Raw genomic sequence first — 24,286 nt, forward strand, 5'->3', positions numbered from 1 at the left:
CTGAGCAGCGAGAACACCATCGGAAAGGCGGCGCAGCATGGCCCCGTCGACGCCGCGCGAAGCGGCTCTGTGCGGACTGCGCGCCCGCAAGAAACAACGCACCCGGGACTCCCTGATCCGCGCCGCACTGGAGCTGTTCACGGCCCGGGGCTACGAGGAGACGACCGTCGACGAGATCGCCGCCGCCGTCGACGTCTCGCAGCGCACCTTCTTCCGCTACTTCAGCAACAAGGAAGAGGTCGTCTTCGCCGTCCAGGAGATGGTCGAGGCGCGATTCCTGGAGGAGCTGCGCCGCCGGCCCGCCGGCGAGTCCCCGCTGACCGCGCTGCGCAGCTCGGTGACGGTCGCCTGGGACGACATCGGCGCCGCGATCGAGCCGATCGTCCCGGTGGAGCTGCACATGCGCTCGTACCAGATGATCGAGTCGACGCCCGCGCTGATCGCCGCGCATCTGCGGCGCTCCTGCGAGCTGGAGGAGGAGGTCGCCCGGCTGATCGCCCGGCGCGAGGGGCTCGACGCGGACCGGGATCCGCGCCCCCGGGTGCTGGTCGGGGCGTTCAACGGCGTGATGCGCGCCGCCGGGAAGGCGTGGAGCGAGGGCGACGACTTCACCGTGGCGTCGATCCGTGAGCTGACCCACTCCTACCTCGACCACATCCGGCCCGCCCTGGACGACGACTGGCGTGCGCAGGGGTGACGCGCGCCCGGCTCGTACGGTCCGCCCGCGCGCCGGGGAGGTGCGCCACCGGGGCCGACCGGAGGGAACGCACCGTCACCCGGCACCGGCAGGGTGTGACACGCCTGTTCCCGATGAGTCCGGCGCCGCACCTCTGAGCAGGGACGGGCGACCACACGTGTCCGCTTTGTTCGAATTACCCACCGCGAAACGTGACATGACTCACCCCTGGGGCGGGGGCCCTTCCGTGTCTCCTAGGGTGGCCCGCGGTGACTTCTTTCTCTGGGCTCGGCCCCTCCTTCGGTTCCTTCGGATTCCTGCAGTCCACCGCCTGGCGTGCGGCACTCGCCCTGGCGGTGGTGTTCGTGATGCTCACCCTCACGGGCTGGACCGCGATCAGAGGCCACAAGGAGGACGCCAACCCGCTGGCCACCGCGGAGGCCGGCTGGCGGACCGCCACGTTCCACGGCCGGCAGCTGCCCGACCCGGACGCGGCACCGGCCCGGCTGCGGGCCTTCTTCGCCTCCCTGGACCGCACCGGGCGCCGTGAACTCGCCGACCGGTACCCCCTGGTCGTCGGCAACATGAACGGCGCACCGGTCGAACTGCGCTACCGGGCCAACCGCATCGCGCTCGACCGGGCCCGCGCGATCGAGGAACGGCGCTCCGTCGACCACCGCCTCACGCCCGCCGGGCGCCAGGACGCGGGCCGGCTGATGCACCGCTTCGAGTCGATGATGACCAAGGGCCGTCAGATCCTGGCCTTCGATCCGGCAGGGGGCGGGCGCGCCGCGGAGGTCTTCGGCGACCTCGGCACGGCCCGCCGGGTCTCCGTGGTCGTCCCCGGGGTGGACACCAACCTGACGAACTTCGAACGCACCACCCGCGCCACCAGCGCCCCCGTGGGCATGGCGGACGCGCTCTACGACGCCGAGCGCGCCGTCCGGCCGCAGGCCAGGACCGCCGTGATCGCCTGGGCCGACTACACCGCCCCGGCCGGTCTCGGGGTGGAGGCCGCCACCGGGCAGCTCGCCGCGGCGGGCGCCGTCCGCCTCCGGGAGCTGACCCGGGCGTTGCCCGCCGCCGACAGCGTCTCGCTCTTCTGCCACAGCTACGGCTCCGTGGTGTGCGGTCTGGCCGCCCACGAGCTGCCGTCCAACGTGCGGGACATCGCGGTGGCCGGCAGCCCCGGTATGCGCGCGGCCAACAAGGCGGCGCTCGGCACCCACGCCCGGCTCTGGGCCATGCGGGACGCCGACGACTGGATCCAGGACGTGCCGTACCTGGAGGTCGGCGGGCTGGGGCACGGCCCTGACCCGGTCGACCCGGCGTTCGGCAGCCGGCTGCTGTCGGCCGACGGCGCCGAGGGACACGCCGGGTACTTCACGCCCGGCACGGAGAGCCTGCGCAACTTCGCGAAGGTCGGCGTGGGCGCGCTCACGGACGTGCGCTGCGCGGCCGACGACTCCGGCTGCGACGCCGGGCTCGTCTGATCCACCGCGACGGCCGGGAGCAGACGGCCTCAGACGGTACAAGGTGTCCATAAGGGGGACGGGCGGGCAACCGCCGCATACGATGAGCCGCATGGGTGATGTGCTGGCCGGTTTTCACGCCGTCTGGGAGTTCGGAACGGACTCCGTACTCATCCGCTTCGAACGGGGGATCCGCAGGCCGAAGCTGTTCCAGGCGCTCGGCGAGCGGCGCATTCCGTACGAGGCGCTGAGCGCCGTCGAGCTGTCCGAGGGCAGACGCGGCACCGTCGTCCTGCACGCCGTACCGCGGCCGGGCGCCGACCCTCTGATGGAAGCTGCCGCCGGGCAGCTCAAGGAGGAGGCCGATCCGTACCGTCTGGTGCTGCCCGCCGAGGACGCAGCCCCGGCGGCGCGGTACGCGGAGGTTCTGCGGGGCCGGTTGGGACCGGACGCCGGGGAGCGCGCCGACCGCCATCTGGTCGCGCCGCCCGAGGGGCCGCTGCATTTCAAGGCGTACGACGGCAAGGCGTCGTTCGACGGGAGCGCGGTGACGTTCCGCTGGTTCTGGACGGGCGCGTCGTCCGCGAAGTGGAAGCGCGGTGACCAGAGCTTCGGCGTCGACGAGTTGAGCGGCGTGGAGTGGCGCTCGCCGGAGCTGGTCACCGGCCATCTGCGGCTCCTGGAACGTACCGCCCCGGACGCCTCGCCCGGGGCGGCCGATCAGGACCCCGCGGCCGTGGTCTTCGGGCTCGGTTACGGGCCCGTCCACGAGTCGCTGCCGTTCGCCGCGGCGGTGCTGGCCGCGGTGCGGACGGCGCAGTCCGGACCGGAGCCGGCGGCGTGCGCGCCGGTGCGCCGGGCCGGGGACACCGGGCGGAATCCGGCCGACATCGCCGACCGGATCCGTCAGCTCGGCGAGTTGCACGGCGCCGGGCTGCTGACGGACGGCGAGTTCAGCGCGAAGAAGGCCGAACTCCTCGCCGAGTTGTAGCCGCCGCGCGTCCGCCCGAGGCCGTACGGGGCTTCTCCGCCGCGTCGTCGGCCGCGGCCCGCCGGGCGAACAGCGGTGACCGTGGTCATACCGTGGTAGGGGGTCGGCTCCGCACTCCGGTATGACGTTCGGGTCATCGGCGTCCGTTTACATTGACTGCGCGATGATCCGAGACCTTTCCTCCTCCTCGACCGGCACCGGCGCGGCGCGCGCCCCGGCCCGGGAGCGCCCCCTGCACGCGGTCCGCCGGAGCCTGGCCGCGTTCGCCGGGCTCGGGGAACGGCCCGGCGCGCCGCTGCTCGGTTCGGCCCGGCGCGTCTGGGTCCGCCGCCTCCCGTACGCCTTCGCCGTTCTCCTGACCACGGTGCTGATGCCGGTCGGCGTGCACAATCTGGGGGAGAACTACGGCATGTCCGCCGCCCCGGCCGGTCTGCTGGGGGTGGCGCAGACGCTGCCGTTGCTGATCGCGGTGGTCCGGCCGCTGGCGGCGTGGTGGGTGATCTTCAGTGCCGACGTGCTCTGCGCGGTGCTGCTCGCCGCCTCCCCGCAGACCCAGCCCTGGCCCTGGCCGCCGACGGCGCTCATGGGCTATCTGGCACTGATGGTGGCGCTGTCCCAGCGGGAGAGCCGTCGCACCCTGGGCTCCGTCTGGGCGGCGACGGGTGTGGTGGGTCTTCTCCTGGAGCCGATGACGCCCCGCGGCAGCGACAACACCTGGATGCTGCTCTTCGTCCTGTCCGGCATGTTGCTCCTGGTCGGCGTCATCCTGCGGGAACGCGGCGACGCCCGGCGGAAGTTGCGGGAGCAGGAGACCATCAGCGAGGCGGAGCGCTCCCGCCGCACCCTCCTGGAGGAGCGCGCCCGGATCGCGCGCGAACTGCACGACGTGGTCGCCCACCACATGTCGGTGATCACCGTCCAGGCCGACAGCGCGCCGTACCGCATGGAGGGCATACCGCCGCAGGCGCGGGAGGAGTTCGCCGCCATCGCGACGACGGCCCGGGAGTCGCTGGCGGAGATGCGGCGGCTGCTGGGGGTGTTGCGCAGCGCGGAGGCGGAGCGGGACACCGGCCCGGAGAAGGCGCCGCAGCCCGGTCTGGACGAGATTCCACGGCTGGTCGAGGCCACCATACGGGCCGGTGTGCCGGTCGGTCTGGAGATGGCCGACGGACCGGTGGCCCCGGAGCCGGCGGTGGCCCTCTCCGCCTACCGCATCGTGCAGGAAGCCCTGGCCAACGTGGTGCGGCACGCTCCCGGCGCCCGAACCCTGGTGGGGGTGGTGCCCTCCCCCGACGGCACCACGCTGACGGTGCAGATCTTCAACAGCCCGCCGCCGGTCCCGTCCGCCGCCTGGGAGACCTCCGGCACCGGGCACGGCCTGGTGGGGATGCGGGAGCGGGTGCGGCTGGTGGAGGGTTCACTGACGACCGGCCCTCTGCCGGACGGCGGGTTCCTGGTCACCGCCCGTCTCCCGCTGCCCCCACAGCCGCCGACCGACAAGGACGTCAACTCCTCATGACCACACGGGTGATCATCGTCGATGACCAGGCCATGGTGCGGGCGGGTTTCGCCGCGCTGCTCGCCGCGCAGAGCGACATCGACGTGGTGGGCGACGCGCCGGACGGCGCCCGGGGCGTCGAGCTGAGCCGCCGGGTGCACCCGGATGTGGTGCTGATGGATGTGCGGATGCCTGAGATGGACGGCCTGGAGGCGGCCCGGCAGTTGCTCGCCCCGCCGCAGGGCGTCACCCACCGCCCGAAGGTGCTGATGCTCACCACCTTCGACGTCGACGACTACGTCTACGAGGCGCTGCGCGCCGGTGCGTCGGGTTTCCTCCTCAAGGACGCCCCGCCCGCCGATCTGATCTCGGCGGTCCGGATCGTCGCCGCGGGTGAGGCCCTGCTCGCACCGTCCGTGACCCGCCGGCTGATCGCGGATTTCGCACGCCAGGGCCCGGCGCCCCGCAAGGAGAGCACCGCACTCCAGCTCAACGGCCTCACCCCGCGGGAGACCGAGGTGCTGAAGCTGATCGCCCGCGGCCTCTCCAATCAGGAGATCGCGGACACGCTGATCCTCGCCGAGCAGACCGTGAAAACCCATATCGGGCGCGTACTGGCCAAGTTGGGACTGCGGGACCGCGCCCAGGCGGTCATCTTCGCGTACGAGTCGGGGCTGGTCACGCCCGGCACACGCTGAGGCGCGCCGGTCGGGCGGTGCGCCGTACGGCTTTGCGCGAGTCTCCTGAAGTGTCGGGATGCGTCCGGGGGGTTCGGGTCAGCGGCAGGCCGGATCGGGCCGCGGCGTCATCGGCGGACGGTTGCCAGGCCCGCCGCTCCCTCTCCGTGGGGAGATCTTGTGATACCCGAGTGGGACCCGGCGCCCCACCCCCTACTGCGGTATCACCCGGGAGTTGGCTCCGAGGGGTGACGCCGTCCCACCCTGCGCCTTTCTACGTTTCCTCCGTCGCACCACCGCACGAGGGAGACACCATGTCGCTGCTACGAGCCACCACCCGACGAGGCCGACGCGCGCTGGCCGCCGCCGCACTCGTCGTACTCGTCGCCGGGGGCACGGGCGGCTGGGCCGCGGGCTCCGCCGAGACCGCCGTGACCGGGCCCGCGCCGGGCGCCGCCGCCTGGCGCGCGGACCGCGCCGCGGGGGTCCCGCTACCGGATCCGGCGACGGCGCCCCCCGCGCAGGTGGCGCACTTCTTCAACCGGCTGACCGCCACCCAGCGACAGATCCTCGCCGTGCGGCACCCCTTGACCGTGGGTAATCTCGACGGTGCCCCCATAGCCCTGAGGTACCAGGCCAACTCCCTCGCCCTGAGGGCCGAACGGGACCGCCAACAGGCCCTGTCGACCGACCCGGGCGGCACTCTGGAAGACCACCGGGCGGCACGCCGGGCGGCCGACCGCTACGCCGAGCTGCTCGCGCCCGGACGGCAGATCCTCGCCTTCGACCCACGCGGCCGCGGTCAGATCGCGGAGGTGCACGGCGACCTGGCGGGCGCGGAGCGCACCGCCGTCGTCGTACCCGGCTCCGACATCGATCTGACCACCTTCGACCGGGCCCGTGATCCGTACGGCACACCGACGGGGATGGCGACCTCGCTGCGCGCCCGGATGGCCTCCGACGCCCCCGGGGTACGGACGGCCGTGATCGCCTGGACGGGGTACACCACCCCGGTCGGTCTGGGGCCGGACGCCGCGACCGGGCGGCTCGCCGAGGCCGGCGCGCCCCGGCTGGTGCGTCTCCTGTCCGGGCTGGCCGCGGTCGGCGCGCCCTCACCGGCGCTGCTCTGTCACAGCTACGGCTCGGTCGTCTGCGGTCTCGCCGGCCCGTCCCTGGGCCACACCGCGAGAGATCTGATCGTCTTCGGCTCCCCCGGTGTGCGCCGTCCCTCGGCCGCGGCGGTCGACGCCCACGCCCGGGTGTGGGCCGCACGGGACGCCACGGACTGGATAGGCAACGTCCCCCATGTCGACGTACTGGGGCTGGGCCACGGCGAGGACCCCACCGATCCGGCGTTCGGAGCGCGGCGGGTCTCCGCGATACGGGCAGAGGGCCACACCGGCTATCTCGCCCCGGGTACCGACTCCCTGCGCAACTTCGCCGCCATCACCCTCGGCCGCTACACGGCCGTCACCTGAACCGGCCCCGGACCGGAGGGTCCGGGCACCCGCACCGCCGACACCGGCCCAGGTCCCCGCGTCTCCCCGTTCCCGTCCGTCATTCCCGTCCGGCAGAGGTGAACGTCATGTCCGCGTACCGGTCCCCCGCGACCTTTCCCGCGATGGGCTCCAGCAGCGCCAGCTCATCTGCCGTGAGCCGGATGCGGGTGGCGGCGGTGTTCTCCTCGACGCGGATGCGCCTGCGGGTGCCGGGGATCGGCACCACGCTCAGGCCGTGGACCTCGGCCCGCTGCTGGACCCAGGCCAGCGCGATCTGGCCGGGCGTCGCCCCGTGGGCGGCGGCGAGGGCGCGGACGGGCTCCAGCAGCGCGGCATTGGCCGCGGCGTTGTCACCGGTGAAGCGGGGCTGCAGGCGGCGGAAGTCATCCTGGCCCAGTTCCTTCTCCGCGCTGGTGAAAGAGCCGGTCAGGAACCCCCGGCCGAGCGGCGAGTACGGGACGAAGCCCACGCCCAGCTCGGCGGCGGCAGCGACCACGCCGTTCTCCACGTCACGACTGAAGAGCGACCACTCGGACTGGACCGCGGCTATCGGGTGCACGGCCTGGGCCGCACGCAGTTCGGTGGCGGTCACCTCGCTGAGACCCAGGTGCTTGACCTTGCCCTCGGTGACCAACTCCGCCATCGCACCGACCGTTTCCTCGATCGGGACGGAGGGGTCACGACGATGCATGTAGTAGAGGTCGATCGTGTCCACACCGAGGCGACGCAGGCTTCCTTCGACGGCCTGCCGGATGTAGGGCCGGTCGTTGCGGATGACGCGCTTCCCCGGATCTGCGGGGTCCGAGGAGAGGGCGAACTTGGTGGCCAGCACGGTCTCGTCGCGATGGGCGCGGAGGAAGGGCGCGAGGAACTTCTCGTTCTCGCCGTCGCCGTAGAAGTCGGCGGTGTCGTAAAGGGTCACGCCCCGTTCCAGGGCACGTTCCAGGGTCGCTCGCGCCTCGTCGGCGTCGGTCGGGCCGTAGGCGAAGCTCATGCCCATGCAGCCGAGGCCCTGCACTCCGACGCGGGGACCACCGGTACCCAGTTCCACGGTGTCGATCTTGTCGCTCCCCATGCCGGGTCAGCCCCTCTCGGACGCCCGGCGTCGGGCGTCGGCGTAGATGTCGATCTTGTAGTCGAGTACGGCGAGTGTGTCCTGGAGTTCCGCGATGCGGTGCCTCACGCCTTCTCGGTGGGCGACCAGCAGCCGTTCCCGCTCACCGAAGGTGGCGTCGCCGCCCTCGACGAGAGCGGCGAAGCGCACCATGTCGGCGACGGACATACCGGTCAGCCGCAATTTGCCGACCAGCGCCAGCCAGTCCAGATCACGGTTGGTGAAGCGGCGCTGCCCCGTGTGGCTGCGGTCGACATGCGGCATCAGGCCGATCCGTTCGTACCAGCGCAGTGTGTGGGCGCTGAGCCCGGTGTGTGCCGCCACCTCGCTGATCGAGTAGCGGTCCTGGCCGGTGGGGCGCGGGTGAAGCACCTCCTGCGCGCAGGTCCGCGTCACCCACTGCGGGCCGCCCGGCATCCGTTGCGTGGACACCGTCCCCTCGCCCGTCTCCGTCTCCTCGATCACCGGCTCGCTCTGCGTCACCGTCATGCCGCGTCTCCCCTGTTCGGCTGTCGCCCCCGTCGACGTCACTCAACGCTAAAGAGTTGGAGTGCACTCCAAGCAAGCGCGATCTTGACCGGGATTTGGCAAGCGCCCGATGCGGGGCGGGCCGCCCCCACCACACCTCCGGCCCGGCTCCCGGAACGGCCGCTCCTGCCACGCCGTGACGGGAACGGTGATGGCGGCGCCTCCACCGCGGGCCGTTCCGGACCGCTCGGCCGCTTCCGCCGCGCCCGTCACCCGGCCGCCCGCCCGCCGGCGCGGCTCCCGACGGTACGGCCCGGCCTCCCGCCCGTCGGCCGGAACGGCGAACGGGCCGCCTCCGTGCCGTACCGCTCCGGGTGGTCCGGCCTCTTCCGCCGCGCTCACCACTCCGCTCCCATGACCAGCCATACCGATCACAACCGCTCCCCTGTCGCTCCCCCACCGGAACGCCCCCACGCCGTACCCCTCCCGGGCCTTTCCGCAGATCCGGCCGACCGCTTCGGCCCGGGTGAGCCGTCCGTGCCTGGTGGGAGCCCCGCACCGACCGGCCTGCGGGCCCGGAGGAGGGGGCCTTTAGGCTCATCCCATGCAGAGCCTGCGGATGATCGAGAACTGGCCGGTGCCGACCGCTGCCGCCGCCGTCGTACGAGCCGACGGCAGCGTGGCCGGAGCGTACGGGCCCCAGGAACACCGTTTCCCGCTGGCCTCGGTGACCAAGCTGCTGGCGGCGTACGCAGCGCTGGTGGCGATCGAGGAGGGCGCGATCGAGCTGGACGAGCCTGCCGGGCCCGAGGGGGCCACGGTGCGCCATCTCCTCGCCCACACCTCCGGCCTCGCCTTCGACGAGCCGCGCACGATGGCCGCTCCGGGCACCCGCCGGATCTACTCCAACGCCGGTTTCGAGGCGTTGGGCGACCATCTCACCGAGGCCACCGGGATTCCCTTCCCGCAGTATCTGCGGGAGGCGGTGCTGGAGCCGCTCGCAATGGGCGCGACGGAATTGGCCGGCTCCCCCGCCAAGGACGGTGTCTCGACCGTCGCCGACCTGGTCCGCTTCGCCGCCGAGCTGCAGGCTCCGCGGCTGCTCGCGCCCGAGACCGTCGCCGCCGCGACCTCCGTGGTCTTCCCCGGGCTCACCGGCGTACTGCCGGGGTACGGCCACCAGAAGCCGAACGACTGGGGGCTGGGGTTCGAGATCCGCGACGGGAAGTCGCCGCACTGGACGGGCGCTTCGTCGTCGGCGCGGACCTTCGGCCACTTCGGGCAGTCGGGGACGTTCCTCTGGGTGGACCCGGAGGCGGGCGGTACCGGCGCCGCCTGCGTCGCGCTCACCGACCGCGCCTTCGGCCCGTGGGCCATCGAAGCCTGGCCGCCGCTGACCGACGCGGTCCTGGCCGAACTCGACTCCGCCTGACCCCCGGCGGCCGGGCGCGAACAGGCCCCGGCCGCCCACCGCCAACCCCGGCGCACCGGCCCCCGCTCCACTGCCACCGGCCGAACGACCACCGACGACCGACAGTCACGCAGCCACGCAGTCACGGCACAGAACCACCCAAATCCACCGCCCCGGCACCGGACGCCCCGCGCCTCCGGCCGCCCGGCACCCGCAACCACCACAGCATCGCCCCCGCCCAGCCTGCCGCCACCGGCCCCGACTCCCCACCATCGAGCACCCCCACCGCTCCCGGCACCCGGCACCCGGCACCCGGCACCCGGCACCCGGCACCCGGCACCCGGCACCCGGCACCCGGCACCCGGCACCCGGCACCTGCAACGCCGGACAGGCACGCCCGGACACCGGCAGTTCCGGCGACCCGCCGAGGGCCCCGACCACTCAACCGCTGGTCGGGGCGCCAGGCTCCGGCGTCCACCGCCCACCCACAACGCCACCGCCCGAGCGCCCTCCCCCACAACGCCCGGCCTCCCAGCCGCACGCCACCGCGGCGAGCGACCCCGCCACGACGCGCCCCCTCCCCGTTCTCACACGTATCCGGGCTCCGCCCCCATCTCCCAGATCAGGCACTCGGCGGGGGTCTCCGCGCGCAGCTGTGCGCCGTGTTCGTCGATGAGCCGCGCGGCATCACCGGGGAGCAACACCGCGTCGCCGCAACGCACTTCACCACGGACCACCTGCACATACACCCGTGGCGCGGCCGGGATCTCGACGCTCTCGCCCGGTGCGGGGCGGCGGAGGTGCAGCGTCGCACCGGCGCGCGGGACCGCGTACGGGGTGTTGTCGGTGAGGCCGCGCACCACGTCGTACGAAGGGGTGCCGCCGAACTCGGTCGGGGCCAGCCACATCTGGACGAAGCGCAGCGGTCCGGCGCCGTCGTTGCGTTCGACGTGGCGGACGCCGCCGGCGGCGGTCAGCCGGGCCAGGTCGCCGGGGCGCACCGTCGTCGCGCGTCCCGTGGAGTCGCGGTGGGTCAGCTCACCCTCGACGACCCAGGTGACGATCTCCGTGTCGCGGTGGGGGTGCTCGTCGAAACCGGCCCCCGGCGCGAGCCGCTCCTCGTTGCAGGCGATCAGCGCGCCGAACCGCAGATTGGCGGGGTCGTAATGGGGGCCGAAGGAGAACGCGTGCAGCGTCTCGATGCCGGCTTCCGGATCGCCGCCCCGATAGCGTTCCGCGCCCGCGTGCACCTGAATCATGCAGTCACCGTAGCCCCGCCGCGCCACCCGCCCGCCCCGATAAGGCAGTCTTGTCCCGTGTCTGAACCCGCATCGCGCGCCCCTCATCCGCACCAGGCGACCCTCCGCAGGCTGGAGCAGTCGTCCGGCAAACTCGCCGCGGCAGCCATCGCCCGCATGGACGCGCAGCTGCCCTGGTACCGCGCGATGCCACCGGAGAACCGCTCCTGGATCGGGCTGGTGGCACAGGCCGGTATCGCCGCGTTCACCGAGTGGTTCCGGCACCCTGAGACCCCGCAGGCGATCAGCACCGACGTCTTCGGCACCGCGCCGCGCGAGCTGACCCGGGCGATCACCCTGCGCCAGACCGTGGAGATGGTCCGGACGACCATCGAGGTCATGGAATCGGCGATCGACGAGGTCGCGGCCCCCGGTGACGAATCGGTCCTGCGAGAGGCCCTGCTCGTCTACGCCCGCGAGATCGCCTTCGCCACCGCGCAGGTCTACGCCCAGGCAGCCGAGGCCCGTGGCGCATGGGACGCCCGGCTGGAGTCGCTGGTCGTCAACGCGGTGCTCTCCGGCGAGGCCGACGAGGGCGCCGTCTCCCGGGCCGCGGCCCTGGGCTGGAACTCCCCCGAGCACGTGTGCGTCGTCCTGGGCACCGCCCCCGACGGCGACAGCGAACTGACCGTGGAGGCGATCCGCCGGGCCGCCCGGCACGCCAAGCTCCAGGTGCTCACCGGCGTCCTGGGCAGCCGTCTGGTGGTGATCGCCGGCGGCTCCGACAACCCGCTCAAGGCCGCGAAGGCGCTGATCGGACCGTACGCGGCGGGCCCGGTGGTGGCCGGCCCGGTCGTCTCCGACCTGCTGGCCGCGACCCGCTCCGCGCAGGCGGCCGCCGCCGGTCTGCGGGCCTGCGCCGCCTGGCCCGACGCGCCGCGGCCGGTGCTCGCCGACGATCTGCTGCCGGAGCGGGCGATGGCGTCGGACCCGGTGGCGCGTGACCAACTGGTGGAGGAGATCTACAGGCCGCTGGAGGAGGCGGGCTCCGCGCTGCTGGAGACACTGAGCGTCTATCTGGAACAGGCGAGCAGCCTGGAGGGCGCGGCACGGATGCTGTTCGTCCACCCCAACACCGTGCGCTATCGGCTCCGACGCGTGACGGACGTCACCGGATGGTCCCCGTCCGATGTGCGCTCGGCCTTCACCCTGCGTATCGCGCTGATTCTGGGGCGCCTGGCTGGCGGAGAAGCGCAGCTCTAGACTTTTGTCGGACACCAACAATTACCCCGATGGTTCTTCGTCCCTGTCCCCACGGGCGGGCGGGACCTCCCACAAGAGAGAGTGTGAGGGTGCTCGTACTCGTCGCTCCTGGCCAAGGCGCTCAGACGCCCGGCTTCCTGACCCCCTGGCTCGACCTCCCCGGTGTCGAAGACCGGCTCCGTGAGTGGTCCGCGGCCATCGACCTGGATCTGGTCCACTACGGCACGAAGGCCGACGCGGACGAGATCCGTGACACCGCGGTGGCGCAGCCACTGCTGGTGGCGTCCGCGCTGATCTCCTCCCGGCAGCTGTTCGCCACGCCCGAGGACTTCGCCGCGCGCGTCGGCGCCGCGGCCGGTCACAGCGTCGGTGAGCTGGCGGCCGCCGCGCTGACCGGCACGCTGTCCGACGCCTCCGCGATGACGCTGGTCCGCCGGCGTGGTCTGGCGATGGCCGAGGCCGCCGCCGTCACCGAGACCGGTATGGCGGCGCTGCTCGGCGGCGAGGAGTCCGTCGTCGTCCCGCATCTGGAGAAGCTGGGGCTGACCCCGGCGAACGTCAACGGCGCCGGGCAGATCGTCGCGGCGGGCACCGCCGAGCAGATCGCGGCGCTCGTCGCGGACAAGCCGGAGGGCACCCGGCGGGTCGTCCCGCTGAAGGTGGCCGGCGCGTTCCACACCCATCACATGGCCCCCGCCGTGGCGGCGCTGGAGTCCGCGGTCGGTGAGCTGACCGCTGCCGACCCGCACACCCGCTACGTCTCCAACAAGGACGGTCAGGTCGTGACCGGCGGCGATGAGCTGGTGCGGCGCCTGGTGGGGCAGGTCGCCAACCCGGTCCGCTGGGACCTGTGCATGGAGACGTTCAAGGAGCTGGGCGTCACCGCGCTCATCGAGGCGGCGCCGGGCGGCACACTGGTCGGTCTGGCCAAGCGTGCCCTGCCCGGTGTGCAGACGCTCGCCCTGAAGACCCCCGACGACCTCGACGCGGCCCGTACCCTGATCGCCGAGCACAGCTCTCCGGTCGCCGACCCGTCGGCCGAACAAGGAGACCGAAGCTGATGACCTCGAAGATCAAGCCCGCGAAGGGCGCCCCGTACGCGCGGATCATGGGCGTCGGCGGCTACCGCCCGACCCGGGTGGTGCCCAACGAGGAGATCCTCAAGCACATCGACTCCTCCGACGAGTGGATCCGCTCGCGGTCGGGCATCGCCACCCGGCACTGGGCGGGCCCGGAGGAGACGGTCGCCGTGATGTCGGTCGAGGCGGCCGGCAAGGCCATCGCCGACGCGGGTATCGCGCCCGAGCAGATCGGCGCGGTGGTCGTCTCCACCGTGTCGCACTTCAAGCAGACCCCGGCCATCGCCACGGAGATCGCGCACCTCATCGGTGCGGACCGTCCGGCGGCCTTCGACATCTCGGCGGGCTGTGCGGGCTTCGGCTACGGACTGACCCTCGCCAAGGGCATGGTCACCGACGGCTCCGCCGAGTACGTGCTGGTCATCGGCGTGGAGCGGCTGTCGGACCTCACCGATCTGGAGGACCGCGCGACGGCCTTCCTGTTCGGTGACGGCGCGGGCGCGGTCATCGTCGGCCCCGCCAAGGAGCCCGCGATCGGCCCGACCATCTGGGGTTCCGAGGGCGACAAAGCCGAAACGATCAAGCAGACCATCCCGTGGGACGCGTACCGCACGACGCCGGTGCCCGGCGGTGACGGCCCCGAGGAGCGGACGGCCCCCGAGGCGATCCGCTACCCCGCCATCACGCAGGAGGGCCAGGCGGTCTTCCGGTGGGCGGTGTTCGAGATGGCGAAGGTCGCCCAGCAGGCGCTGGACGCGGCCGGAGTCAGCCCGGACGACCTGGATGTCTTCATTCCGCACCAGGCGAATATGCGGATCATCGACTCGATGGTGAAGACGCTGAAGCTGCCGGAGAACGTCACGGTCGCCCGTGACGTGGAGACCACCGGCAACACCTCCGCCGCCTCCATCCCGCTCGCCATGGAGCGGCTGTTGGCGACCGGGCAGGCCAAGAGCGGTGACACCGCGCTGGTCATCGGCTTCGGGGCGGGTCTCGTTTACGCGGCTACGGTCGTTACCCTCCCCTAGGCAAGATCTACCGCAGCGCCGTCCGTCCCCCGATGTGCCGGCCGCTGTGCCCAGCTTCACCCGTCAGTTATCACTAGAGCACCAAGGAGCGCCATCATGGCCGCCACTCAGGAAGAGATCGTCGCCGGTCTCGCCGAGATCGTGAACGAGATCGCCGGGATCCCCACCGAGGACGTCAAGGTGGACAAGTCCTTCACCGACGACCTGGACGTCGACTCGCTGTCCATGGTCGAGGTCGTCGTCGCCGCTGAGGAGCGCTTCGACGTGAAGATCCCCGACGACGACGTCAAGAACCTCAAGACCGTCGGCGACGCGACCGATTACATCCTCAAGCACCAGAGCTGATCCAGCTCCTGCGCATGTCGCCACCCCGCGGTGGCGCCGTATTCAGACCCCTACCCGTGGAGTAAGAATTCCCGTGAACGCGACCAATCGCACCGTGGTCGTCACCGGTATCGGCGCAACCACACCGCTGGGTGGCGACAGCGCTTCGACCTGGGAGGCGCTGCTGGCCGGCCGGTCCGGTGTGCGTGTCCTGGAAGAAGACTGGGCCGCCGATCTCCCGGTCCGTATCGCCGCGCGTGCGGCGGTCGACCCCGGCGAGGTCCTCCCGAAGCCGCAGGCCCGCAAGCTGGACCGCTCGGCGCAGTTCGCGCTGATCGCGGCCCAGGAGGCGTGGGCCGACGCCGGTTTCACCGCCAGGGCGGGCGAGGACACCTCCGTCGACCCCGACCGGCTCGGCACGGTCATCGCCTCCGGCATCGGCGGCGTGACGACCCTGCTCGGCCAGTACGACGTGCTGAAGGAGAAGGGCGTACGCCGCGTCTCCCCGCACACCGTGCCGATGCTGATGCCCAACGGTCCGTCCGCCAACGTCGGCCTGGCCGTGAACGCCCGCGCGGGTGTGCACACCCCGGTCAGCGCCTGTGCGTCCGGTTCCGAGGCGATCGGCTACGGCATCGAGATGATCCGCACCGGCCGTGCGGACATCGTCGTCGCGGGCGGTACGGAAGCCGCGATCCACCCGCTGCCGATGGTCGCCTTCGGCAACATGATGGCGATGTCGAAGTCGAACGACGACCCGCAGGGCGCCTCGCGTCCCTTCGACACCGCGCGCAACGGCTTCGTCATGGGTGAGGGCGCCGGCGTCATCGTCCTGGAGTCCGCGGAGCACGCCGCCAAGCGCGGTGCGCGCGTCTACGCCGAGGCCGTCGGCCAGGGCATCTCCGCCGACAGCCACGACATCGTGCAGCCCGAGCCGTCCGGCAACGGCATCGCCCAGGCGCTGCAGCACCTCCTCGACAACAGCGACCTGAAGCCGGCCGAGATCGTGCACGTCAACGCGCACGCGACGTCGACGCCGCAGGGTGACCTCGCCGAACTGAAGGCGCTGCGCAAGGTCTTCGGTGACGACGCCGACCACATCGCCATCGCCGCCACGAAGTCGATGACCGGTCACCTGCTGGGCGGCGCCGGCGGTATCGAGTCCGTCGCGTCGATCCTGGCGGTGTACCACCGGACGGCCCCGCCGACGATCAACATCGACAACCTCGACCCCGAGGTCGATGCCGACATCATCCGCGACGAGCCCCGCAAGCTGCCCGCCGAGGGCCGCATCGCCGCGCTGAACGACTCGTTCGGTTTCGGTGGTCACAACGTCGTGCTGGCGTTCCGCACCGCCTGAACCCACCGCTGACGTACGAAGGCCCGCCCGGTCACCGCGACCGGGCGGGCCTTCGCCTTGCACCGCGGGGTCAGGTGCCGAAGGAGGCGTGATAGGCGGCCGCGCCGTCCTCGCCGCCGTGGCCCAGTTCCTCCGCGCGGCGCAGCCGTTCGGCGGCGGCCTCGGCGAGGTCCATCCGGACGCCGGCGGCCGCGGCGGCTTCCGCGATCAGCCGGGCGTCCTTACGGGCGGCGGAGACGGTGAAGCTGGGCCGCAGCTCCCCGGAGAGGATCGCCTCGCCCTTGATCTGCAGGTACGGCAGGTCGAGCGGGCCGCCGCCGACCGCGGCGAGGAAGTCGCGCGGGTCGACACCGAGCCCTTCGGCGAGTGCGATGGCCTCACCGGCGCCGTTGATGACGGTGAGCACCCAGCTGTTGACGACGAGCTTGAGGCGGCTGGCCTGGCCGTCCGCGCCGTCGTCGCCGACCCAGCGGGTGGTGCGTCCGACGACGTCGAAGACGGCGGCGGCCCGCTCCCGTACCTCGGCCGGTCCGGCGGCGAGGACGGTCAGTTCGCCCTGTTCCGCGGGGGCTTTGGTGCCGAGGACGGGGGCGTCGACGTAGCTCAGGCCGTGTGCGGCGGCGAAGGCGGCGAGCGGGGCGTTGCCCTCCGTGCCGACGGTGCTCATCTGGAGCCAGAGGGCGCCGGGGGCCAGGTGCGGTGCCGCCGCCGTCATCGCGTCGAGGACGGCGGGGCCGTCGAGGAGCATGGTGAGGACGGTGTCCGCGCCGTCGACGGCCTCGGCCGCGGTGCCGGTGACGCGGATGCCGTCGGCGGTGAGGGGTTCGGCCCGGGAACGGGTGCGGTTCCAGGCGCGGACGTCGTATCCGGCGCGGGCGAGGTTGCGGGCCATCGCCGTGCCCATGATGCCGGTGCCGAGTACGGCCACCGAGATGTGATCAGCCATGCCCGCACGCTAGAGGCTGGAGTGCGCTCCAGGGGAAGGCGCGGTCTCAGACGACCTGGTGCAGCCAGCGGACGGGGGCGCCTTCGCCGGCGTGCCGGAAGGGCTCCAGTTCGTCGTCCCAGGGTTTGCCGAGGAGACGGGCAACCTCGGCGGCGAGGTCGCTCTCCCCGCCCTCGGCGCGGACGACGGCGGCGCGCAGCCGGTCCTCGGGGATGAGGATGTCGCCGTGGATTCCGGTGACCGCATGGAAGATGCCCAGGTCAGGGGTGGAGCTGTAGCGCTCGCCCTCCGCCGTGGCACAGGGTTCGGAGGTCACCTCGAAGCGCAGCAGGTGCCAGCCGCGCAGGGCGGAGGTGAGCTTGGAGGCGGTGCCCACGGAGCCCTGCCAGGAGAATTCGGCTCTCCAGGTGCCGGGGGCGGCGGGCTGGGCGATCCAGTCGAGGGTGACGCGTACGCCGAGGACGCCCGCGACGGCCCATTCGACGTGGGGGCAGAGCGCGCGCGGTGCGGAGTGGACGTACAGAACTCCACGGGTCGTCACCGGGACCTCCAGTGCGGTTCGAGGTTCGCCTTCCCCGGCGGCCTCGTACCCGCCCCGTGGGCGGCCGGGGCGAGCGCCGCCGGTCCGCCCCGGTGAGCGTTTCGGTACCGGCGTGCCAGGTGACCTACAGTAAACACCATTGGGCTCAATATGCAGCAATCTGCCATAAAAGGGACAGGAAATGACGGGTTGCCAGAAGTTTGAGTCGACTGTGCGTACCCGTTCGGGCCATGGCACGGACGACCCGGAACAGAGCTGTCCCGCCGCCTCGGGCCAGGGGTGACGTACCGTCGACACTTCGAAGAGATATCACCCACGCGCCGGAGGGGACAGGCGATGACAGAGATCGACCGGTCGTTTCCCTCTCGGCGTACGGCTCGGTTCCGGATGCGGTCCGCCGGTGTGCCCACCCGGTGGCGCGCCGGGGGCGTGCGGCGCCGTGCGGGCGCCGTCCTCGCCGCCGGTGCGCTGCTGCTGTCCGCCACGGCGTGCAGCGCGGACGGCTCCGGCGCACCGGCGGCGCGACCGAGCCCGAAGGCTTCCGCACCGTCCGCCAGGCCCGCCCCGGTGTGGCGCACCGCCCCGGCGTCGATCGCGGCGCTCGGCGATTCCATCACCGTCGGCTTCGACGCCTGCACGGTGCTGTCCGACTGCCCCGAGGTCTCCTGGGCGACCGGCACCTCCCCCCAGGTCGACAGCCTCGCCCGGCGGCTGCTGGACCACCCGGCGGGGCACAGCTGGAACCTCGCCCGTACCGGCGCGCTGATGAGCGACCTGCCGGGCCAGGTCGGCGCCGCCGCGGCCCACCGGCCCGAGTTGGTGACGGTCCTGATCGGCGCCAACGACGCCTGCCGCAGCGAGGTGCCCGCCATGACCCCGGCAGCCGCCTTCCGTGCCGACTTCACCCGGGCGATGAAGAAGCTGCGGAAGACGCTGCCCCGGACGCAGGTGTACGTCGCCGCCGTCCCCGACCTGCTGCGTCTGTGGTCGGAGGGGCGCAAGAACCCGCTGGGCAAGCAGGTGTGGCAGCTGGGGATCTGCGGTTCCATGCTGCGCGATCCGGACGACCTGACGGAGCGCGCCGCCGAGCGCCGCGAACAGGTGCGCGACCGCGTCAAGGCGTACAACGAGGCGCTGGCGGAGGTCTGCGCCGAGGACTCCCTCTGCCGCTTCGACCCCGCGGTCTTCGACTACCGCTTCACGGAGCGGCAGTTGAGCACCTGGGACTGGTTCCACCCCGGCGTCCGGGGCCAGGGGGAACTGGCGGAGATGGCGTTCCGTGCCATCACCCGCGCGGAGCCTCCGGCCTGACCTGGGGTGTCTTTCCGAGCGCGGTCGGTCGTGGGGCTCCGGTCGCGGGGGCTTCCGGTCATGGGACGAGCGGTCGGTGCCCGGCCGTCGGGCGGGGTTATCCACAGGCTCAGCGCGGGTGGGTCGTACGGCTGCATGATGACGGCATGTTGATCGCCACAGTTCACTCCCCGTTCCGCCGACCTGACTTCGCAGCCGGTACCGCTTGGAGGGTGGCCGCTGCCGGACGGCGGATACGGGCGGCGGCGCGGCGCCGTACGGACCGGGAGGGCTGCCGGGGCGGCACAGCCGCGACGCACCCGGCGAGGCCCACGGGGCGGCGGCGCGCCGGGCCACGGCGTCCGGGCTCAGGCGTCGGGCCCCGGGTTCGGGCCGGCCTCCCCCGCTCGCCCCGTGCGCAGGTCAGGCGTCCGGCAAGGCGTCCAGATCCGCGAGCGTCGGATAGGAGGGCTGGGCGCCGGGCCTGGTGACGGCGGCGGCGCCGACGCGTACGGCGAAGCGGGCGGCTTCGGGCAGGGTGTCACCGTTGGCCAGACGGGTGGCGAGGGTGCCGGTGAAGGCGTCACCGGCGCCCGTCGTGTCGACCACGTCGACCCTGACACCGGGCACCTCGTGCGGGCCCGTCGCGTCCAGGAGCAGTGCTCCGTCCCCGCCGAGGGTGACGACGACGGAGCGGGCGCCCAGGGCGCGCAGGGCGTGCGCCCAGTCCGAGGGGGTGCCGTCGGCGGCGCCGGAGAGCCGCCGGGCCTCGTGCTCGTTGACCACCAACGGGTCGGCCACCGCGAGGAGATCGGGCGCCAGCCGCTCCGGCACCGGCGAAGGGTTGAGGACGACGCGGGTGCCGCACTCCTCGGCGGTCGCAGCGGCCGCCCGGACGGTTTCGATCGGAATTTCCAGCTGAAGGGAGAGAACGGTGGCAGCGGCGACGGTATGCCGGGCGGCGGCGACATCCCGCGGAGTGAGGGCGGCGTTGGCGCCGGGCGAGACGACGATGCTGTTGTCGCCGTCCGGACCGACGATGATCATCGCGGTGCCGGTACGGGCCGCCGCGTCGACGACGACCGGCGTCACGTCCGTCCCCGCCTCGCGCTGCGCGGCGAGCAGCAGATCGCCGTACGCGTCCTTGCCGACCCGGGCCAGCAGCGCGGTCCGCCCGCCGATCCGGGCCGCCGCCGCGGCCTGGTTGGCTCCCTTACCGCCGGCCGATTCCACCAGGTCGGAGCCGAGTACGGTCTCCCCCGCGCCGGGCCGCCGGTCCACCCGGACCGTCAGATCCGCGTTGGCCGAGCCGACCACCAGGACGTCGTACACGCGCCCCTCCTCCTCGTTCACCTTCACCGCTCCGTTCTCTCGTGTCCGTACGGAAAATCTTGTCCGGCGTGTCCGGCGCGGCTGCCGCGTGGCCCGGCGGCGGTGCGCCGGGCGGCCGGTGCCCGTGGCCCGTACCGCCCGGATGGTGGCGGGGGCGGTACGGGTCACGGTCCGGTCAGCCGTCGAACGATGCCGCGTTCCGCGACGTCACCAGAACGACCGGCACCTTGACCGAGGCGGGCAGCTTCTCACCGCGGGCGGCCTTCAGCGCCCAGTCCACCGCCTTCTTGCCGAGCAACCGGGGCTGCTGGGCGACGGTCGCGGTCAGCGTGCCCTTGCGCACGGCCGTCACGCCGTCGGGCGTGCCGTCGAACGCGACGACCTTGACGTCCTTGCCGGAGCGGGCCCCGAGCGCCTTGGACGCGCCGAGCGCCATCTCGTCGTTGGCGGCGAAGACCCCGCCGATGTCGCGATGGGCCTGGAGCATGTTCGCCATCACGTCCATGCCCTTGGTCCGGTCGAAGTCGGCAGGCTGGCGGGCGACGACCTGGATACCGGGGTACTTCTTGATGCCCTCCTCGAAGCCCTGGGCGCGCTCGCGGGCCGCGGACGTCCCGGGCTGGCCCTCCAGGAACGCCACCTTGCCCTTGCCGCCCAACGATTCGGCGAGCGTCCTCGCGGCGAGGCGGCCGCCCGCGACGTTGTCGGAGGCGATCGTGGACCCGACCTCGCCGCCGTTGACCCCGCGGTCGATGGAGATGACCGGTACGTTCGCCCGGTTGGCGACGCCGACCGCCGGCACCGCCGCGTCCGAGTCGACCGGATTGATGATGGCCGCCCGGACGTCCTGGCTGGTGAACGTCTCCATCTGGTTGATCTGCTGGGTGGGGTCGTTCTGCGCGTCGGTGATGTTGATGTGCAGGCCCCGGGCGTCCGCCTCCGCCTGGGCGCCTTCCTTGACGCCGACGAAGAACGGGTTGTTGAGCGTGGAGAGCGCCAGCCCCAGATCGGTGTCGCCACCACGGTCGCAGCCGGCCAGCCCGATCGTCAGCCCGGCCACCGCGGCGGCCACCGCGCACCGCACACCCCACCGGCGGCCCGCACCTGTGCCCGTCCGCGCCCGTCCCGTGCCGGTCCGTTCCGTACGGGACCGTGTGTCGCGGCCCGCCGCCGCGTTCCGGGCGGTCACCGGGCGCTCCGGCGGCGCAGCGTGTCCAGGAGGACGGCGACGGCGATGACCAGACCGGTGGCGACCTGCTGCCAGAACGCCGAGACGCTCAGCAGGTTGAGGCCGTTGCGGAGCACCGCGAGGATCAGGGCGCCGATGAGGGTGCCGGACGCCTTGCCGGAGCCGCCGGAGAGGCTGGCACCGCCGATGACGACGGCGGCGATGGCGTCGAGTTCGTACCCGGACGCGGCCTGCGGCTGCGCGGAGGTGAGCCGGGCGGCCAGCACGATACCGGCGACCGCCGCGAACAGGCCGGAGAGCGCATAGATGACGAGCTTGCGGCGCTTGACGTGGATACCGGAGAGGCGGGCCGCCTCCTCGTTGCCACCGATCGCGAACATCGCCCGGCCCGTGTACGTACGGGCCAGGACCACCGCGGCGATCAGCCCCATCGCGACCATCACGAGGACGGGGACCGGCAGCCAGCCACCGAGGGTGTCACCGAGCGCGCTGACCGAGGAGGGGAACGGAATGGGCGTACCACCGGAGACGACCAGTGCCAGACCACGGCCGACCGACAGCATCGCCAGCGTCGCGATGAACGCGGGCAGCCTGCCGTACGCCACGAGCGCGCCGGAGACCAGACCCGCGGCCACACCGACCGCCGGCCCGAGGAGGACCGCGCACCACACCGGCAGTCCCTCGCCGGTCGCCGCCCAGGCGACGACGGTGGCGGACAGCGCGGCGACCGAGCCGACGGAGAGGTCGATGCCCGCGGAGACGATGACGAAGGTGACGCCGAAGGCGAGGATCGCGGTGACGGACGCCTGGACGCCGACGTTGAGGAGGTTCTGGCCGTTGAGGAAGTCCTTGGACAACACGGCCATCACCACGACGAGCGCGATCAGGCCGCCCAGCGGGCCGTTCTTCAGGACCGCCCGGGTGAACCATCCGCCGAACGCGGCGCCGCGGCCCGTCCCGGGGGCCGGAGGGGTTTTCTCCGGCGTCTTCAGCAACTCAGTCATCGGAGCCCTCCATCGCGCTCTGACCAGGGGTTTTCATGGGGTTCTGCGGGGTGGCGGAGGAACTGGGGGCGGCCGCCGTGGACGCCTCGGTGGCCGTGCCGTGGTGGCCGTCGGCCGGCTCCGCCGTCCCGGCTCGGGGCCGGCTCCCGGTGGCCGGGCCCTGGACGGCCAGTTCCATGACCGCGTCCTGGGTGGCTCCGGCCGGGAGTTCACCGGCGATCCGGCCCTGCGCCATGACCAGTACCCGGTCGCTCATGCCGAGCACCTCGGGGAGGTCGCTGGAGATCATCAGGACCGCGCAGCCGGCCGCGGTCAGTTCGTTGATCAGCTGGTAGATCTCGACCTTGGCGCCGACGTCGATACCGCGCGTCGGCTCGTCGAGGATCAGCAGCCGGACCTCGGTGAGCAGCCATTTGCCGATGACGATCTTCTGCTGGTTGCCGCCGGAGAGGGTGCGGGCGCTCTGGTCCGGTCCGCTCATCCGGACCTTCAGCTGCGCCGCGACCGCGGCCGCCTCACGTCGCTGCCCGCGCCGGTCGACCAGCCCGCCGCGGGTGTCCCGGTCCAGCCGGGCCAGCACCAGGTTGTCCTGCAACGACGCGTCCAGGACCAGCCCCTGGCCCTTGCGGTCCTCCGGGACCAGACCGAGCCCGGCGCGCATCGCCGCCCGTACGTCGCCGGGTGCCAGCTCCGCACCGTCCACCTCGACGGTCCCGGCGTCGTAGCGGTCCACGCCGAAGAGCGCCCGCGCCACCTCGGTGCGGCCCGCGCCGACGAGCCCGGCGAGACCGACCACCTCGCCCGCCCGCACCTCGAAGTCGATGCCCTCGAAGACGGGGCGGGGCGCCACGCCTTTGCTGGTGCGCGCTCCGTGCCTGGTAAGACCGCGTACGCGCAGCAGCGGCGCGCCGGGCGAATCCGGCCGCAGGCGCGGATACTGCTCGGAGATGTCGCGGCCGACCATCAGCCGGATCAGCTCGTCCTCGTCGGTGGTGGCCGGGGTCTCGGCGACCGAACGGCCGTCGCGCAGGACGGTGACGCGGTCGCCGAGAGCGCCGATCTCCTCCAGGTGGTGGGTGATGAAGATGATGCCCACACCGTCGGCGCGCAGCTCCCGGACGATGCCGAAGAGGGTGCCGACCTCTTCGGAGGTGAGGACCGCGGTCGGCTCGTCCATGATCAGGACGCGGGCGTCGAGGCTGAGCGCCTTGGCGATCTCCACCATCTGGAGCCGGGCGATGCCCAGTTCGGCCACCGGGGTGGACGGGGAGATGTCGAGGCGGACCCGGCGCAGCAGCTCGGCGGCGCGCGCCCGCATCGCCTTCCTGTCGACGAGTCCGAGCGCGGTGCGCGGCTGCCGTCCCAGGAAGATGTTCTCGGCGACGGTCAGCCCGGGGACGAGGTTGAACTCCTGGTAGATGGTGGCGATCCCGATCCGTTCCGCGTCCTGGGCGGAGCGGATGTGCACCTCGCGGAGTCCGTCGGCACTGCCGTCCGCGCCTCCGGCGGCGAGGATGCGTCCCTGGTCAGGGCGGTGGGCGCCGGAGAGCATCTTGATGAGGGTGCTCTTGCCCGCGCCGTTCTCGCCGAGCAGGACGTGCACCTCGCCGGAGCGCAGGCTCAGGTCCACCCCGTCCAGCGCGCGCACGCCGGGGAACGACTTCGTCACCCCCTCCACGCGCAGCAGTTCGCGGCCGCCCGGTACGTCGTCTTTGACGCCGGTCATGCGCTGCCCTCTCTTCCTCGGTGTGGTGCTCGGGTTTCCCGTGCTCGGGTGGTGCGGGTGGGGTACGGGTGGACGGGTGGTACGCCCGGGAGCGGGGCTCCGGCGGGTGTGCCCGGGGAGCCGGACGCGAGGGCCGTTCGGGGCCGCCGCCCCGGGCGGC

The 24,286-nt window shown here is 72.7% G+C and carries 20 protein-coding genes and 1 pseudogene; 13 read left to right on the forward strand and 8 right to left on the reverse strand.

The features are described 5' to 3' along the window. The first annotated feature begins 37 nt into the window (after positions 1 to 37). The 6 genes from ACZ4M8_RS02650 (at position 38) to ACZ4M8_RS02675 (ending at position 6,792) form a co-directional block, all read left to right on the forward strand. Positions 38 to 697 (forward strand): TetR family transcriptional regulator, encoded by a 660-nt coding sequence (locus ACZ4M8_RS02650; protein ID WP_467602768.1) that lies wholly within the window; start codon positions 38 to 40, stop codon positions 695 to 697. A gap of 248 nt (positions 698 to 945) precedes the next feature. After that, the gene (locus ACZ4M8_RS02655) at positions 946 to 2,169 is read left to right on the forward strand and encodes an alpha/beta hydrolase (protein WP_467602769.1); all 1,224 of its coding nucleotides are present in this window, start codon (positions 946 to 948) and stop codon (positions 2,167 to 2,169) included. Positions 2,170 to 2,260: 91 nt separating this feature from the next. Beyond that, positions 2,261 to 3,139 (forward strand): DUF4429 domain-containing protein, encoded by an 879-nt coding sequence (locus tag ACZ4M8_RS02660; protein ID WP_467602771.1) that lies wholly within the window; start codon positions 2,261 to 2,263, stop codon positions 3,137 to 3,139. A 163-nt stretch (positions 3,140 to 3,302) separates the two neighbouring features. Further along, complete coding sequence (locus ACZ4M8_RS02665; protein WP_467602772.1) at positions 3,303 to 4,658, forward strand: sensor histidine kinase; 1,356 nt, start codon at positions 3,303 to 3,305, stop codon at positions 4,656 to 4,658. Continuing rightward, complete coding sequence (locus ACZ4M8_RS02670) at positions 4,655 to 5,335, forward strand: response regulator (protein ID WP_467602774.1); 681 nt, start codon at positions 4,655 to 4,657, stop codon at positions 5,333 to 5,335. The genes ACZ4M8_RS02665 and ACZ4M8_RS02670 overlap by 4 nt, the downstream gene beginning before the upstream one ends. Positions 5,336 to 5,628: 293 nt before the next feature. Continuing rightward, complete coding sequence (locus tag ACZ4M8_RS02675; protein WP_467602776.1) at positions 5,629 to 6,792, forward strand: alpha/beta hydrolase; 1,164 nt, start codon at positions 5,629 to 5,631, stop codon at positions 6,790 to 6,792. 79 nt (positions 6,793 to 6,871) lie between these two features. Here the strand turns inward: ACZ4M8_RS02675 and ACZ4M8_RS02680 are convergent, their stop codons facing one another. Both ACZ4M8_RS02680 and ACZ4M8_RS02685 read right to left on the reverse strand, forming a co-directional pair. Further along, entirely contained in the window at positions 6,872 to 7,888 is a 1,017-nt protein-coding gene (locus ACZ4M8_RS02680) for an aldo/keto reductase (RefSeq protein ID WP_467602778.1), read from the reverse strand. A gap of 6 nt (positions 7,889 to 7,894) precedes the next feature. Next, positions 7,895 to 8,344, reverse strand: coding sequence for a MerR family transcriptional regulator (locus tag ACZ4M8_RS02685; RefSeq protein WP_467603444.1), 450 nt, complete (start codon positions 8,342 to 8,344; stop codon positions 7,895 to 7,897). A 655-nt stretch (positions 8,345 to 8,999) separates the two neighbouring features. On the opposite strand from ACZ4M8_RS02685, the gene ACZ4M8_RS02690 reads away from it, so the two are divergent. Continuing rightward, a complete protein-coding gene (locus ACZ4M8_RS02690; RefSeq protein WP_467602780.1) occupies positions 9,000 to 9,827 on the forward strand; it encodes a serine hydrolase domain-containing protein in 828 nt (275 codons plus the stop codon). 566 nt (positions 9,828 to 10,393) lie between these two features. Here the strand turns inward: ACZ4M8_RS02690 and ACZ4M8_RS02695 are convergent. Further along, positions 10,394 to 11,065 carry a pirin family protein gene (locus ACZ4M8_RS02695; RefSeq protein WP_467602782.1) on the reverse strand — a complete coding sequence of 224 codons (672 nt, stop codon included), beginning with the start codon at positions 11,063 to 11,065 and terminating at the stop codon, positions 10,394 to 10,396. A gap of 57 nt (positions 11,066 to 11,122) precedes the next feature. Between ACZ4M8_RS02695 and ACZ4M8_RS02700 the strand changes: the two genes are divergently transcribed. The 5 genes from ACZ4M8_RS02700 (at position 11,123) to ACZ4M8_RS02720 (ending at position 16,098) form a co-directional block, all read left to right on the forward strand. Next, positions 11,123 to 12,307 (forward strand): PucR family transcriptional regulator, encoded by a 1,185-nt coding sequence (locus tag ACZ4M8_RS02700; protein ID WP_467602783.1) that lies wholly within the window; start codon positions 11,123 to 11,125, stop codon positions 12,305 to 12,307. An 89-nt stretch (positions 12,308 to 12,396) separates the two neighbouring features. After that, positions 12,397 to 13,368, forward strand: coding sequence for an ACP S-malonyltransferase (locus ACZ4M8_RS02705; RefSeq protein ID WP_467603446.1), 972 nt, complete (start codon positions 12,397 to 12,399; stop codon positions 13,366 to 13,368). Then, positions 13,368 to 14,414, forward strand: coding sequence for a beta-ketoacyl-ACP synthase 3 (locus tag ACZ4M8_RS02710; protein WP_467602785.1), 1,047 nt, complete (start codon positions 13,368 to 13,370; stop codon positions 14,412 to 14,414). Before ACZ4M8_RS02705 ends, ACZ4M8_RS02710 begins: the two co-directional genes overlap by 1 nt. A gap of 96 nt (positions 14,415 to 14,510) precedes the next feature. After that, positions 14,511 to 14,759 carry an acyl carrier protein gene (locus ACZ4M8_RS02715; RefSeq protein WP_033268693.1) on the forward strand — a complete coding sequence of 83 codons (249 nt, stop codon included), beginning with the start codon at positions 14,511 to 14,513 and terminating at the stop codon, positions 14,757 to 14,759. A gap of 73 nt (positions 14,760 to 14,832) precedes the next feature. Continuing rightward, positions 14,833 to 16,098, forward strand: coding sequence for a beta-ketoacyl-[acyl-carrier-protein] synthase family protein (locus tag ACZ4M8_RS02720; RefSeq protein WP_467602787.1), 1,266 nt, complete (start codon positions 14,833 to 14,835; stop codon positions 16,096 to 16,098). A 70-nt stretch (positions 16,099 to 16,168) separates the two neighbouring features. Here the strand turns inward: ACZ4M8_RS02720 and ACZ4M8_RS02725 are convergent, their stop codons facing one another. Both ACZ4M8_RS02725 and ACZ4M8_RS02730 read right to left on the reverse strand, forming a co-directional pair. Next, on the reverse strand, positions 16,169 to 17,044 hold the full coding sequence (locus tag ACZ4M8_RS02725; RefSeq protein WP_467602789.1) for an NAD(P)-dependent oxidoreductase: 876 nt from the start codon (positions 17,042 to 17,044) through the stop codon (positions 16,169 to 16,171). Positions 17,045 to 17,090: 46 nt separating this feature from the next. Further along, positions 17,091 to 17,585 (reverse strand): DUF3145 domain-containing protein, encoded by a 495-nt coding sequence (locus ACZ4M8_RS02730; protein ID WP_467602790.1) that lies wholly within the window; start codon positions 17,583 to 17,585, stop codon positions 17,091 to 17,093. 387 nt (positions 17,586 to 17,972) lie between these two features. Here ACZ4M8_RS02730 and ACZ4M8_RS02735 point away from each other — a divergent pair, with 387 nt between their 5' ends. Next, on the forward strand, positions 17,973 to 18,896 hold the full coding sequence (locus ACZ4M8_RS02735; RefSeq protein WP_467603447.1) for an SGNH/GDSL hydrolase family protein: 924 nt from the start codon (positions 17,973 to 17,975) through the stop codon (positions 18,894 to 18,896). A 402-nt stretch (positions 18,897 to 19,298) separates the two neighbouring features. Here the strand turns inward: ACZ4M8_RS02735 and ACZ4M8_RS02740 are convergent, their stop codons facing one another. The 3 genes and pseudogenes from ACZ4M8_RS02740 to ACZ4M8_RS02750 all read right to left on the reverse strand — a co-directional run bounded on the left by ACZ4M8_RS02740 (position 19,299) and on the right by ACZ4M8_RS02750 (position 24,126). Further along, positions 19,299 to 20,207: a ribokinase gene (locus ACZ4M8_RS02740; protein WP_467603448.1), complete on the reverse strand. Its 909-nt coding sequence runs from the start codon at positions 20,205 to 20,207 to the stop codon at positions 19,299 to 19,301. 175 nt (positions 20,208 to 20,382) lie between these two features. Beyond that, positions 20,383 to 22,400 (reverse strand): annotated as a pseudogene (locus ACZ4M8_RS02745) (ABC transporter permease/substrate-binding protein). Continuing rightward, on the reverse strand, positions 22,393 to 24,126 hold the full coding sequence (locus ACZ4M8_RS02750; protein WP_467602792.1) for a sugar ABC transporter ATP-binding protein: 1,734 nt from the start codon (positions 24,124 to 24,126) through the stop codon (positions 22,393 to 22,395). The pseudogene ACZ4M8_RS02745 and the gene ACZ4M8_RS02750 overlap by 8 nt, the downstream one beginning before the upstream one ends. Positions 24,127 to 24,286: the final 160 nt, after the last annotated feature.

It is taken from the genome of Streptomyces sp. NPDC027185 (assembly GCF_055567035.1).